General features: G+C 71.4%; 9 protein-coding genes. 8 read left to right on the top strand and 1 reads right to left on the bottom strand.

What is annotated here, in order from left to right:
* Positions 1–113 precede the first annotated feature (113 nt).
* From eccE to J2N69_RS27240, 8 genes are all read left to right on the top strand, one after another.
* A complete protein-coding gene (gene eccE, locus J2N69_RS27280) occupies positions 114–1,439 on the top strand; it encodes a type VII secretion protein EccE (RefSeq protein ID WP_230903061.1) in 1,326 nt (441 codons plus the stop codon).
* The gene (locus tag J2N69_RS27275) at positions 1,436–2,152 is read left to right on the top strand and encodes a hypothetical protein (RefSeq protein ID WP_230903060.1); all 717 of its coding nucleotides are present in this window, start codon (positions 1,436–1,438) and stop codon (positions 2,150–2,152) included. Before eccE ends, J2N69_RS27275 begins: the two co-directional genes overlap by 4 nt.
* 305 nt (positions 2,153–2,457) lie before the next feature.
* On the top strand, positions 2,458–5,979 hold the full coding sequence (locus J2N69_RS27265; RefSeq protein WP_269075636.1) for an SCO5717 family growth-regulating ATPase: 3,522 nt from the start codon (positions 2,458–2,460) through the stop codon (positions 5,977–5,979).
* Positions 5,980–6,390: 411 nt separating this feature from the next.
* Entirely contained in the window at positions 6,391–8,298 is a 1,908-nt protein-coding gene (locus J2N69_RS27260) for an ABC transporter substrate-binding protein (protein WP_230903057.1), read from the top strand.
* Positions 8,299–8,300: 2 nt separating this feature from the next.
* Positions 8,301–9,395 carry an ABC transporter permease gene (locus tag J2N69_RS27255; protein WP_230903056.1) on the top strand — a complete coding sequence of 365 codons (1,095 nt, stop codon included), beginning with the start codon at positions 8,301–8,303 and terminating at the stop codon, positions 9,393–9,395.
* Positions 9,392–10,387, top strand: coding sequence for an ABC transporter permease (locus J2N69_RS27250; RefSeq protein ID WP_230903055.1), 996 nt, complete (start codon positions 9,392–9,394; stop codon positions 10,385–10,387). Before J2N69_RS27255 ends, J2N69_RS27250 begins: the two co-directional genes overlap by 4 nt.
* On the top strand, positions 10,276–11,427 hold the full coding sequence (locus J2N69_RS27245; protein ID WP_408056811.1) for an ABC transporter ATP-binding protein: 1,152 nt from the start codon (positions 10,276–10,278) through the stop codon (positions 11,425–11,427). Before J2N69_RS27250 ends, J2N69_RS27245 begins: the two co-directional genes overlap by 112 nt.
* A gap of 29 nt (positions 11,428–11,456) precedes the next feature.
* Positions 11,457–12,488, top strand: coding sequence for an oligopeptide/dipeptide ABC transporter ATP-binding protein (locus tag J2N69_RS27240; protein WP_230904893.1), 1,032 nt, complete (start codon positions 11,457–11,459; stop codon positions 12,486–12,488).
* 72 nt (positions 12,489–12,560) lie between these two features.
* Here J2N69_RS27240 and J2N69_RS27235 read toward each other — a convergent pair whose 3' ends face one another.
* Positions 12,561–13,505 carry a bifunctional riboflavin kinase/FAD synthetase gene (locus tag J2N69_RS27235; RefSeq protein WP_230903053.1) on the bottom strand — a complete coding sequence of 315 codons (945 nt, stop codon included), beginning with the start codon at positions 13,503–13,505 and terminating at the stop codon, positions 12,561–12,563.
* Between the last annotated feature and the right edge of the window lie 139 nt (positions 13,506–13,644).

The following is a 13,644-nucleotide window of genomic DNA, read 5'->3' as shown; positions in this document are numbered from 1 at the left end:
GACCGGCCCCCTACTATGCCTGTTGTGTGATCGCGCGTGTGAGGTGGGTGAGGGCGAGGGGCCTCAAGTTCGCGTTCCGCACGCCGATTTGAGACCTACGAGGGGTTATGTCGATGGCTACGTCAGTGCGGACCCGGCCCGGGCGGCGTCGTGCCGAATCCGGGACGCGTGCACCGGCACCGGCGGCCGCTTCACCTGCACCTCTCCCCCACAGCGTCTTCGCTCCTCACCTCACGTCCCGCTCACCGCAGTTCGGTTGGTCAGGCTTGCGCCCCATGGTCCTCGTGGAGTTGGCCCTTGCCCTGGTGGGGGCGGCCTGGCTCGTCGATCCCCTGGCGGCCGCAGCGGCAGCGGTGATCGCGGCGGTGCTGGTGTTCTTCGCCTTCGGGCGTCGCCATGGCCGCCCGTGGCATGAATGGCTGGCCATCACCCGGGAGTTCCGGGGGCGCGTGCGACGTTCGGCCGAAGTGATGGTGCCGCCCGGCACGGACCCCTCCTTCGCCCTGGCCGTCGAATGCGATCCCGCCCTGCGGACGTATGCCTACAGGGGCCGTTCGCGGCGGCAGGTCGGCATGGCCGGGGACGGGACGTTCCTGACGGCGGTGTTGCAGATCGAATCCGACGCGACCGCGTTGCGGGCCGAGCGGGGACGGCAGCCGCTGCCGGTCGGGCTGGTCCGCGCGGCACTCGAAGTGGACGGAATCCGGCTGGAATCCGCGCAGATAGTGATCCACACACAGCCCGCACCCGCACTGCACCTGCCTCAGCAGTCCGTGGCCGTCAGCAATTACGCGCCGCTACAGGCCCAGACCGGGGCGCCGGCCGTGCGCATCACGTGGATCGCCCTCAAGTTGGACCCGGAGCTGTGCCCAGAGGCCGTGGCGGCGCGCGGGGGCGGGCTGGCGGGGGCCCAGAAGTGTCTGGTGCGCGCCGTCGACCAGCTTTCGAGCCGGCTGAAGGGGGCGGGATTCCGGGTGACGGTGCTGAACGAGGACGAGGTGGCCGCCGCTGTGGCGACCTCCGCCTGTGCCAACCCTCTGATGACCGCCCAGGCCGGGCGTGCGGAACTGGCGGAGCGCAGGACCGAGGAGTCCTTGCGCGCGTGGCGGTGCGACAACCGGCGGCACACCACCTACTGGGTACGGCGGTGGCCCCGGCTCGGTGGCGACGGCGGACCTGCGCTGCCTCAACTCGTCGCTGTACTCACCGCGGTTCCGGCACTCGCCACGACGTTCAGTCTCACGCTCGGGCGGGGTACGCGGCAGGAGATCACCTTGAGCGGTCATGTGCGGGTCACGGGCCGCAGCGACGTTGAGCTCTCGGCGGCACGGCAGGGGCTGGAGCGAGGAGCGCGACAGGTGGGAGCGGGCTTGCTGCGGTTGGATCGGGAGCAGCTGCCGGGGATGTTGGCGACGCTTCCCCTGGGAGGTGCGCGGTGACGGCTCTGGATGCCGTGCGTGGGGGCTTCGGGCTGATCGGGCCCCGGCACGGGCGACACGGACTCACGGCTGATCAGGTGGATGTGCTCACCCTGCCCATCGGGGATGACGGGGTGGTGATCGGGGTGGACGCGGAGAGCCGGCCCGCGACTCTCGGGCTCAACCGTCCGACGCCGTACGACATCCTGTTCATCGGTGGCCTGTGGACCGCTCAGGTCATCGCGTTGCGGGCCGCCGCCATCGGGACTCGGGTGGCTGTGGAGACCGGGCGGGCCGGGGCGTGGGGGCGGCTTGTTCAGGCGCTTGGGGTCGGGCCCAGTGGGATGGCTGTGCATGAGGTGGGGCGGGTGCCGCCGCAGGGAGCCTCGGCGGGGAGTCCTGTGCTCGTGGTGCGGGACTGCGGGATGCGGCCGCCTCGGGGGCGGGTGGTGGCCGGGCCCTGGCAGTCGGTGCTGACGGTGTTGCCCTATCTCAGTCCTGTCGCTCCCCGGTTGATGCGGCAGGCCCGGCTCGTGGGGGTCCAGCGGGTGTCGCCTGATGAAGCCACGCTGATCGGGCGGGAGCTGGGGTTGCCGGGTGCGGACGTGGATTCGTTGCCGACGCTTGCCGACGGCGTGACGTTGTGGTGCGCCGATGGCGACCGGCAGTACGTGATGACGCAGGCCACCGATGCCGAGACCGGATTGTTGGGTGCCGCCCGCCGGATGGACTGAGGCCGGGCGGAGACCGTTTTCGTGGCGAAATCAGCGTGCTCTATCCCCTGTTGGGTGTTTTGTCCGTCAGGTTTTGTCGTACGTGGATCACTGCCGGGCAGCGCGTGACGCAATGGACGGCGTAGGCGGGGTGGGCTGCCCTGCCGTACCGGTGGTTTTGATGATTAGTCTGGGGCAGGGCGCGACGCCAGAAACCCGCGAGCGGGTCGTGTGCGTCCTCAACGGGGAGAGCCAGGCGGATCGGACGACAGGAACGGTCGCCCCCCACCACGGCACGAGGGTGCTCGACCACACCAGGAGGCATTGTGAACAGCGATCGGGACGAGATCCGCGGGGGCTGGGACTCACCCGTCGATGATCAGTCCGACGCGGAGTCCGCCGCCGAGACGACGGGCGAGTTCACCATCGACTACGCGCCGCCCGCCTGGTACACGCAGAACGCTTCGGGCAGTGCCGGGGAGACGCCTTCGGCGTCCGCCGCTTCGACGTCGGGCGGTTCCACGCCGCCCGTCTCCACTCCGCCCGTCTCCACTCCGCCCGTCTCCAGTCCGCCCGTCTCCAGTCCGCCCGTCTCCACACCGCCTGCCTCTACTTCGTCTGTCCCTGCTCCGTCCGTTTCTACTCCGTCGGCGTCCACTCCGGTTGGGTCGGACGCTGGTGGTTCGGATGCTGCGCGTTCGGACGGTTCCGCGGCCGCTCCGGCCATGCCTTCCTTCGCTGCGCCGCCCGTGCCCATCGTTCCGCCCGCGGGGCCGGTTCCGCCGCTGCGCGCGGAGCCGGTTGAGCCTGCCGAGACCCCTGCGGCGGCTCCCTCCCCCTCTGTTCCCGGCGTGGTGCCGAAGCTTCCGGTCGGGAGCGGGTTCCAGCCTGCGGCTCGGGACGAGGAGACGGGAGAGAAGGAGGAGAAGGAGGAGGCAGAGGAGACGGACTCCGGGGCTGAGTCCCCCGTGGTGTCCGGTGGCGGGGCCACCGACTGGAGCGCCGCTGTTGCGGGGCCGGCCGCCTCCGTCCACGTGACCGGTGTCGTACCGAAGAACGAGGTGGACGCCCTTGCCGAAGCCAAGGCGGAGGCGGAGGCGGAGACGGAAGCCGGTGCCGAGGCGGAGACTGGGGTTGAGGTCGAGGAGTCGGCGCCTGGTGCGGGCTCCGGTGGCTCGTCCGAGGCTGGTGCGGAGGAGCCTGAGCGCGACGCCGAGGTCGTCGAGCCTGTTGCAGGGAACGGTGACCTGGAGAGTGGCGCCACCATGCGGTTCTCCGCACGTGCCCTCCAGCGCGAGATCGAGGAGCGTGCCGCTGCCTCGGCTCCTGCGGCCAAGTCGGACCCTGAGCCCGAGCCCGCCCCCGAGTCGGTGCCGGAACCCAAGGCCGTGGTCGAGGCCGAGCCCGACGTAGCCGGTGCCGATGAGGGGCGTGACGAGGAGCCGGTCGTCGCCGGACCCGCCGCCGTCACGGAGGAAGACGCGCCTGAGGACGCCGTGCCCGCCGCCGTCGTCGATGATGTGCAGGACTCCGTGCCGTCCTCCTGGACTCCGCCGCCCCCGCCGCAGAGCGGAATCCCGCCGCTGCCTCCCGCCTACCAGCCCGCGGCTCCGGCCTCGGCGCCGCAGTGGCCCGTGCCTACGCCGAGTGCACCGCCCGCGCAGCCGGTTCAGGCCGAGCCCGCGCCTGCCCCTGCCCCGGCCCCCGAACCCGTACAGGCGCAGGCCCCTGTCCCGCCGCAGCCGCAGCCTCAGGCGCCGGTTCAGCAGCCTCAAGCGCCGGTTCAGCAGCCCCAGGCGCCGGTCCAGCCGCAGCACCAGGCTCCGGTTCAGCCCCAGGCTCCGCAGGCCGGTGGTTACGGATTCCCGCAGGCGGCGCCCGGTGCGCCCTTCACGCCCGCGCCGCAGCCCGCGCCGGCTCCCGCGCCCGCGCCCGCGCCGATGCCTGCCCCCGCCCCTACCCCTGCCCCCGCCCCCGCCGCGCCGGACGCTCCCGCCCCGCAGGCCGCGTACGGGTTCCCGCAGCAGGGAACGCCCGCTCCTGCCGCGCCCAACCTGCCCGCGCAGGGCGGTGGTTACGGCTTCCCGCAGCCGCCCGCCCCCCAGGGACAGCAGCCGCTCCCGGCCCAGCCCCAGCAGCCCCAGGCTCCGCAGGCCCAGCCCCAGCCGCCTGTCCAGGCCCAGCCGCTGCCCCCCGTCGCCGCCCAGCCTCAGCCGCAGGCACCGCAGGCCCCTCAGCAAGGCCAGCCGGGACAGCCGGGGCAGCCGCCCATCGACCCCCGTACCGGCGCCGCCTGGCCCCAGCCCCTCCAGCACGATCAGCGGGAGCGCACCAACCCGGGGGCACCCCTCGGTTACACCGCCGCCGTGGAGCTCTCATCCGACCGGCTGCTGCGCAACACCAAGCCGAAGACGAAGAGCAGCCGGCCCTCGGGCGGCGGTTCGCGGTTCAAGCTCGGCGGCAAGAAGGAAGAGGCGGAGCGGCAGCGGAAGTTGGAGCTGATCCGGACGCCGGTCCTCTCCTGCTACCGGATCGCCGTCATCAGCCTCAAGGGCGGCGTGGGCAAGACGACCACGACCACCGCGCTGGGTTCGACGCTGGCGACCGAGCGGCAGGACAAGATCCTCGCCATCGACGCCAACCCCGACGCCGGTACGCTCGGGCGCCGTGTGCGGCGTGAGACCGGGGCGACCATCCGTGACCTCGTCCAGGCGATCCCGTACCTCAACTCGTACATGGACATCCGCCGCTTCACCTCGCAGGCGTCCTCCGGGCTGGAGATCATCGCCAACGACGTCGACCCGGCCGTGTCGACCACGTTCAACGACGAGGACTACCGGCGCGCGATCGACGTACTCGGGAAGCAGTACCCGATCATCCTGACGGACTCCGGTACGGGTCTGCTCTACAGCGCCATGCGCGGGGTGCTCGATCTCGCCGACCAGCTGATCATCATCTCCACCCCGTCCGTGGACGGTGCGAGCAGCGCGTCCACGACGCTGGACTGGCTGTCCGCGCACGGGTACGCCGACCTGGTCTCGCGGTCCATCACCGTCATCTCCGGTGTGCGCGAGACCGGCAAGATGATCAAGGTCGATGACATCGTGTCGCACTTCGAGACGCGGTGCCGGGGCGTGGTCGTCGTCCCCTTCGACGAGCATCTGGCCGCCGGCGCGGAGGTCGACCTCGACATGATGCGGCCGAAGGTGCGGGAGGCGTACTTCAACCTCTCCGCGATGGTCGCCGAGGACTTCGTGCGGGCCCAGCAGCAGCAGGGGCTCTGGACGTCGGACGGGAATCCGCCGCCGCACATGGCTCCGCCGCTGCCGGGACAGCAGGTGCCGTACGGCGGGCAGCAGGGGCAGCCGGCACAGCAGCCGTACGTTCCTTCGCAGCCGCAGGGCCAGCCGCAGATCCCGCAGCAGGGGCAGCCGCACGCCCAACCGCAGGCCCCCCAGCACGGCCAGCCACAGATCCCGCAGCAGGGGCAGCCGCAGCCCCAGGGGCAACCGCAGCCGCAGCCGCCCCAGCAGCAGATGCCGCCCCAGCCCTACCCGCAGCAGCCGGGCGCCCCGCAGGCCTGGCAGCCCCAGCCCCAGCAGGGCCATCCGCAGCAACCCGAAGCCCCGTACCACCCCCAGGCCCCGCACCAGCCGCAGGCTCCCCAGCAGCCGCAGGCTCCCCAGCAGCCGCATGGCCAGCCGCAGCCCCAGCCGGAGCAGCAGGTCGCCCAGCCGGTACAGCCCGGAGCACCCTTCCAGCCGGGCGCCCCGTTCCAGCCACCCCACCAGGCGCAGCAGCCCCAGCAGCCGCAGCCACCCCACCAGCCCTCGCAGCCCGAGCAATAGGCCCCGCAGAACACCCATGGGCCCGCGCCACTCCTCGGCGCGGGCCCTCTCGCGTTCCCGCCCCACTTCTCCCGACCCGCCAGCCTCACCCAGCATCAGGAACCGCAACAGCAACCGCGCCCGGCGCCCCGCGCCCCACCGTTCCGCCGTACGGAACACCCCCCACAGCGAGGCCCCCACCAGCCCCTCCCCCCACCACCACGCCCCGACCAGCGACGCGTCAGAGGTCTTGACCAATGCGGGTGAAATCACGTCTCAATTCGTTATTTCCGCAGGCCACATGGGGTTCACCTGCCGTTGACTCGCCCAGACCGGCGCTGGTAGACACACACATCAATCAGCTGACGTCCCTTGATCAACCAGCGTGCAACCAGCCATCCCTGTGCGAGCGATGACGCGAGGTCACCGACCATGGACACACAAGATCAGCACGGCAGACCAGCAGCACCCACGGCACCGCCACCGACGCCAGCCCCACGGCCCCGCCGAAGCCGCGGCCCCCTGAGGCCCCTCCTCGCCGCCGGCGCCGCCGCCCTCGCCCTGACGGCCGGTCTCGCCTCGCCCCTCAACCCCGCTCCGCAGCAAGCCGAGGCCAAGGATGACGGAGGCAAGAAGGTCCTCACCGTCGCCGTGGCGCAGAGCGTCGACTCGCTCAGTCCCTTCCTCGCCCAGCGGCTGCTCAGCACCAGCCTGCACCGCCTCACGTACGAGTACCTGACGAACTACGACGCGAAGAACAACCGTGCGATCGACGGCTTCGCCACCGACTGGAAGCCGTCCGCCGACAAGCTGACCTGGACGTACACGATCCGGGACGACTCCACGTGGTCGGACGGGAAGAAGGCGACCGCCGAGGACGCCGCGTGGACGTTCAACAAGGTGATGTCCAAGGAGGGCACCGCCACCGCGAACTCCAACTTCGTCACCAACTTCAGGAAGGTGACCGCGCCGAGCCCCACCAAGCTGGTCATCGAGCTGAAGAAGCCGCAGGCCACCATGGCCGCGCTCGACGTGCCGATCGTTCCCAAGCACATCTGGGAGAAGGTCGACGACATCTCGAAGTTCAACAACGACAAGGACTTCCCGGTCGTCGGCAACGGCCCGTTCATCCTGACGGACTACAAGGTCGACCAGTACGTGCGGTTCAAGGCCAACAAGGACTTCTGGCGCGGCGCACCCAAGTTCGACGAGCTGGTCTTCCGGACGTACAAGGACCAGGACGCGGCGGTCTCCGCGCTCAGGAAGGGCGAGGTGTCCTTCGTCGCCGGTCAGCCGGCGCTCACCCCGGCGCAGGCGAACTCGCTGCAGGGCGCGGAGAACGTCAAGGTCAACGAAGGACCGGGCCGCCGCTTCTTCGCCATCGCCACCAACCCGGGCGCACGGACGAAGGACGGCGAGAAGTTCGGTGACGGCCATCCGGCCCTGCTCGACAAGCGGGTCCGCCAGGCGCTGTTCCTCTCCGTCGACCGCAAGGCGATCGTCGACAAAGTGTTCCAGGGCAACGCCGTCGAGGGCGCGGGGTACATCCCGCCCCGCTTCTCCGACTACGCCTGGAAGCCCTCCGCCGACCAGAAGATGACGTACGACCCGAAGAAGGCCGCCCGGCTCCTCGACGAGGCGGGCTACAAGAAGAACGGCGACGGCAAGCGCGTCGGCAAGGACGGCAGGCCGCTCGACCTGCGCATCCTGTGCCACGCCACCGACCCGAACGACAAGGCGGTCGGCAAGTACCTCAAGGAGTGGTGGGGGGATCTCGGGATCGGGCTGAAGGTCAACTGCCTCGACGACGTGTCCGTGCCCTGGTACGCGGGTGAGTACGACCTCGCCTTCGACGGCTGGTCCGTCAACCCCGACCCGGACTTCGTGCTCGGCATCCACACCTGCGCCGCGCTGCCGGTGAAGGCCAAGGAGAGCGCCGCCACCGACAACTTCATCTGCGACAAGAAGTACGACGAGCTGTACGCCAAGCAGCTCGCCGAGTACGACCCCGCCAAGCGCGCCGACATCGTCAGGCAGATGCAGTCGTGGCTGTACGACTCGGGGTACATGAACGTCCTCGCGTATCCGAACGCCGTCGAGGCCTACCGCACCGACCAGATCAAGTCCATCACCACCATGCCGACGGCCGCGGGCAACATTTACGGCCAGGACGGATATTGGAGCTGGTGGTCGGCCGTCCCCGCGGATGGGAAGAGTTCCTCCAAGGACGGCAGCTCGACCGGTGTCATCATCGGTATCGCCGCTGCCGCGGTGGTGCTCGTGGGCGGCGGAGTCCTGTTCGCCCTGCGCCGCCGTTCGACCGCAGAGGACCGCGAGTAAGCATGACCGCTGACAGCAACCCCGCTCTGCTCGACACCGAGGGCCCGCCGGGTCCCGGGGCCGACGGCGACCCGGCGAAGGCCGGGCCGGCGTCGGCCCGCGGGCCACGGGCCCGCAACACCCGCGCCTATCTCCTCTATGTGGCGGGCAAGCTCGGCGGCGCCATCGTGTCGCTGTTCGCCGTGCTCGTCACCAGCTTCTTCCTCTTCCGGCTCATCCCCGGCGACCCCGTCAAGCAGATGACGGGCGGCAAGCGCGTCTCGGCCGAGCAGCTCGCCGCGATGCGCAAGGAATTCGGCCTCGACAAGCCCGTGATGGCCCAGTTCTGGGACTACACCGGCAAGGTGCTGAGCGGCGACTTCGGTACGTCGTACCAGTTCCACGCCCCCGTGATGGAGAAGATCACGGAGGCGCTGCCCGCGACGCTGCTGCTCACCGGAACGGCGTACGTCCTCTACACGCTGCTCGGCATCTGGCTGGGCACGCGCACGGCGTGGCGCAACGGCAGGCTGGGCGACCGCCTCAACACCGGACTCGCGCTCACGCTGTACTCCGTGCCGTCGTTCTGGCTCGGGCTGCTGCTGATCATCACCTTCGCGGTGGGGATCGGGCCGATTCCCGGGATGTTCCCGACGGGCGGCCTGGAGTCGGGCGGTGAGACCGGGTTCGCGTACGTCGTCGACGTCGCGCACCACATGGTGCTTCCCGTGATCACACTGGTCGCCGTCGGGTACGCGCAGACGCTGCTCGTCATGCGGTCCTCGCTCCTCGACGAGATGGGCGGCGACTACCTGACGACGGCGCGTGCCAAGGGGCTCCGCGACGATCTCGTACGCCGCCGGCACGCCGTGCCGAACGCGCTGCTGCCGACCGTCACCCTGATGTTCGTCAATCTCGGCACGGTGGTGGCGGGCGCGATCCTCGTCGAGACCGTCTTCTCCTGGCCGGGGCTCGGCGGGCTCTTCTACCAGGCGCTGAGCGTGCCGGACCTGCCGCTGGTGCAGGGGCTGTTCTTCGTCTTCTCCGTCGCGGTGATCCTGATGAACACGCTGGCCGACGTGATCTATCCGCTGCTCGATCCCCGGGTGGGCCGATGACGACCGATTCCGCACCGACTCCCCCGTCCACGCCGACTCCCCCGCCCACACCGGCTTCCGCGTCCGCGGCGGCCGCGCCCACCGCAGCCGCCGCGCCGGGCGGGAGCGCGCGGTCGCTCGCCCGGGCCCGCCGACGGCACTCCGCGGCCCGGTTCTGGCGGGAGTACCGCACCCATCGGGCCGGGCTCTTCGGCCTGGCCGTGCTCGTCCTGATCGCGCTCGCCGCGGTCTTCGCCCCGCTGCTCGTCGGCTCGGACGCGCAGAGCGTCACCGACGCGCCGGGCAAGCCGATGGAGTCGCCGAGCGCCGCCTATCCGCTCGGCACCGACCAGTTCGGGCGCGATCTGCTCGGCCTGCTGGTGTGGGGCGCGCGCATCTCGCTCTCCGTGGGACTGCTCGCCGCCGTCCTGTCCGTGGCCATCGGCACCCTCGTGGGCATCACGGCGGGGCACTTCAAGGGCTGGTACGCGACCGTCATCATGCGGATCACCGACTGGTTCCTGGTGATGCCGACGCTGGTGCTCGCCATCGCGCTGGCCGCGGTGATGTCCGGCACGATCTGGACGATCATCCTGGCGATCGGCGTCACGACCTGGCCGACGACGGCACGCCTGGTCCGCGCGCAGACGCTCGCCGTCGAGTCCCGGCCCTACATCGAACGGGCGCAGGCGCTCGGCGGCGGCCACGGCCACATCATGGCCCGGCACGTGCTGCCGAACGTCATGCCGCTGGTCCTCGCACAGACCACCCTCGTGATCTCCGGCGCCATCCTCACCGAGGCCACGCTCGCCTTCCTCGGCCTCGGCGACCCGACCAACGTGTCGTGGGGCGGCCTGCTCCAGGACGCGCGCGAGGCAGGCGCGGTCAGCGCGGGCCACTGGTGGTACCTCGCACCGCCCGGCCTCGCCATCGCGATCGTCGCGCTCGCGTTCACGCTCTGCGGGCGTGCCGTGGAATCCGTGCTCAACCCCAGGCTGGGGGCCACCCGTTGAACGACGTAGTGACAACCGAAGGGCACCGGGCCGAAGGGCACCGGCTTCTGGACGTGCGCGACCTCGAAGTGACGTACGCGAACGGCGCCGCCGCCGTCCGTGGCGTGCACCTCGCCGTCGACGCGGGCCAGAAGCTGGGCGTCGCGGGCGAGTCCGGCTGCGGCAAGTCCACGCTGGCGCTGGCCCTGCTGCGGCTGCTGCCCGCGGGCACGAAGGTGTCCGGCGAGATCCTGCTCGACGGCGAGGACGTGCTGGCCATGAAGTGGGGCCGGGTGCGTGCGGTCCGCTGGGCGGGCGCCTCGATCGTCTTCCAGGGCGCGATGCACTCGTTGAACGCCGTGCACCGCATCGGCGACCAGATCGCCGAGCCGATCCTCCTGCACAAGAAGGTGACACAGGCGGCGGCCCGGAAGAAGGTCGGCGAGCTGCTCGAACACGTGGGGCTGCCCGCCGCACGCGCGGACGCCTATCCGCACGAGCTGTCCGGCGGCCAGCGCCAGCGCGTCATGATCGCCATGGCGCTGGCCTGCGATCCCCGCCTGATCATCGCGGACGAGCCGACCACCGCGCTCGACGTGATGATCCAGGCCCAGATCCTGCGCCTCATCGAACAGCTGGTGTCCGAGCAGGACCTCGGCCTGATGATGATCAGCCACGACCTGGCGGTGCTCTCCGACACCTGCGACCGGCTCGCGGTGATGTACGCGGGCCGCGTCGTCGAGGAGGGCCCGGCCACCCAGGTCTACGAGAACGCCCGGCACCCCTACGGCAAGGCCCTCTCCGCGGCCTTCCCCCGCATCGGCGACCCGGCGTCCCGGTTCGCGCCACGCGGCCTGCCCGGCGACCCGCCCGACCCGTCGGCGCTCCCCACGGGCTGTACGTTCCATCCGCGCTGCTCGGTCGCCCTGGACTCCTGCGCGACGGAGGACCAGGCCCTGCGGGAGGCGGGCCCGCACCACCGCGCGGCCTGCGTCCACGCGGGCGCCCCGCTCCCTGCGCAGCCCACGGCGGCGCCCACGACGGCGGAGCGCGCGCCGTGACCCAGAGCACCCGTGACAAGGAGCCGCGCATGACCATCGCCGAGCCGGACGGCGGGCCGCTGCTCTCCGCCGCCGACCTGCACATCGCCTTCCCCGGCCGCCGGGGCGCGCCGACCGCGCGGGCGGTGGACGGCGTCGACCTCGACATCAAGGGCGGCGAGATCGTCGCCCTGGTCGGCGAGTCGGGCTGCGGCAAGACGACCCTGGCCCGTTCCCTGCTCGGCCTGGTCTCTCCGACCTCCGGCACGGTGACGTTCGCCGGGCAGCCGCTGGAGTACTCGGCGCGCTCCCTCAAGGCGTACCGCAAACGCGTCCAGCTGGTCCTCCAGGACCCGAGCGGTTCGCTCAACCCCCGGCACACGGTGTACGAGGCCGTGGCCGAGGGGCTGCGCATCCACGGGTACGGGGGCGACGAGCGGGCCGCGGTCGCCGGGGCGCTCTCCCGGGCCGGGCTGCGCCCCCCGGAGCGCTTCTTCCTGCGCTACCCGCACGAGCTGTCGGGCGGCCAGCGCCAGCGGGTCGTCATCGCGGGCGCGCTGGTCCTGGAGCCCGAACTCATCGTCGCCGACGAGCCGGTGGCCTCCCTGGACGCGTCCGTGCGCGGCGAGATCCTCGCGCTGCTGCTGCGCCTGCGGGACGAACTCGGCCTGTCCGCACTGGTGGTGACGCACGATCTGGGCCTCGCGTGGAACATCGCGGACCGGGTGGCGGTGATGTATCTGGGCCGCATCGTCGAGACGGGCACGGTGGAGGAGGTCCTGACGTCACCTCAGCATCCGTACACCCAGGCCCTGTTGTCGGTTCTCCCGGAGGCCCCCGGGGAGCCCGTGGTCCTCACCGGTGAGCCGCCGGACCCGTCCCGCATCCCGGGCGGCTGCCGGTTCCATGTCCGGTGCCAGGTGCTGGCCTCGGGCGAGGCGGAGCGGGCGGGGGTGGCGGGTCGCTGCCGCGGGGAGGATCTGGCGGTGCTGTCGGGCGGGGGCGAGACGCAGGTGGCGTGCCACTGGGCGGTTTCCGGCGGGGCGCCCGCCCCTTCAGGGGCGCCCAGGCAAGCCCCGTAAGGGGCGCGGGGAACTGCGCGCGCAACCACGACGCACTCGCAGCCGCGCGCGCACCCGCACCGCCAACGGCGACTAGGCGGCCTCGATCAGCGCCCGGCACCGCTTCACGTCATCCGCGATGGCGACCAGCAGCGCCTCGATGGAGTCGAACTTCGCCTGGCCCCGGACGAAGGCCAGGAAGTCCACCGCGACATGCAGCCCGTACAGATCCAGACCGACCCGGTCGATCGCGTACGCCTCGACGGTCCGCTCGGTGCCGTCGAACTGCGGGTTCGTGCCGACGGAGATCGCCGCCGGCATCGCCTCGCCCTCGACGTGCAGCCAGCCGGCGTAGACGCCGTCGGCGGGGATGGCGGTGTGCGGCAGCGTCTCCACGTTGGCGGTGGGGTAGCCCAGCTCGCGGCCGCGCTGGGCGCCGCGCACGACGACGCCCTCGACGCGGTGCGGGCGGCCGAGGATCTCCGCGGCGCCCGTCATGTCGCCCTCGGCCACCAGGCTGCGGGTCAGCGTCGAGGAGAAGGGGCGGCCGCCACCGGCCTCGCCGGTCACGTACAGGTCGATGACGTCGACTTCGTAGTCGTACGTCCGGCCGAGCTCGGCGAGGAGGTCGACGTTGCCCGCGGCCTTGTGGCCGAAGCGGAAGTTGGGGCCCTCGACGACCACGCGCGCGTGGAGCTTGTCGACGAGGACCTTCACGACGAAGTCGGCGGGCGACAGCTTCGAGAACTCGGTGGTGAAGGGCAGGATCAGCACCGCGTCCACGCCGAGGTCGGCCATCAGTTCGGCGCGCCGGTGGTGCGGGGCGAGCAGCGGCGGGTGGCTGCCGGGGCGCACGACCTCGCTGGGGTGCGGGTCGAAGGTGACGACCACGGCGGGCACGCCGAGCTGCCGGGCGCGCCCCACGGCGCGGCCGATGATCAGCTGGTGACCGCGGTGCACGCCGTCGTAGGAACCGATGGTGACGACGCTGCGCCCCCAGTCCTGGGGGATGTCCTCCAAGCCACGCCAGCGCTGCACTTCTTTGCTCCTCGCCGAACCTGTGTACGTCCGCTACGTCTGTACGTTCCCATTGCCGATTACGCAGGTCTAAGACTGCCATGCCGCGGGGCCCCGGCTCGCATCGGTGTCTGCCCGACGGGGGTGGCGGGGGTCACTC

This window comes from Streptomyces huasconensis, assembly GCF_021028635.1.
GTDB classification, from domain to species: Bacteria; Actinomycetota; Actinomycetes; order Streptomycetales; family Streptomycetaceae; genus Streptomyces; species Streptomyces huasconensis.
This window is presented reverse-complemented; position numbering and strand designations above follow the sequence as displayed.

Excerpts from the sequence above, each read along its gene's own strand:
- eccE (WP_230903061.1), top strand. The coding sequence starts at position 114 with ATGGCTACGTCAGTGCGGACCCGGCCCGGGCGGCGTCGTGCCGAATCC.
- J2N69_RS27260 (WP_230903057.1), top strand. The coding sequence starts at position 6,391 with ATGGACACACAAGATCAGCACGGCAGACCAGCAGCACCCACGGCACCG.
- J2N69_RS27255 (WP_230903056.1), top strand. The coding sequence starts at position 8,301 with ATGACCGCTGACAGCAACCCCGCTCTGCTCGACACCGAGGGCCCGCCG.
- J2N69_RS27250 (WP_230903055.1), top strand. The coding sequence starts at position 9,392 with ATGACGACCGATTCCGCACCGACTCCCCCGTCCACGCCGACTCCCCCG.
- J2N69_RS27240 (WP_230904893.1), top strand. The coding sequence starts at position 11,457 with ATGACCATCGCCGAGCCGGACGGCGGGCCGCTGCTCTCCGCCGCCGAC.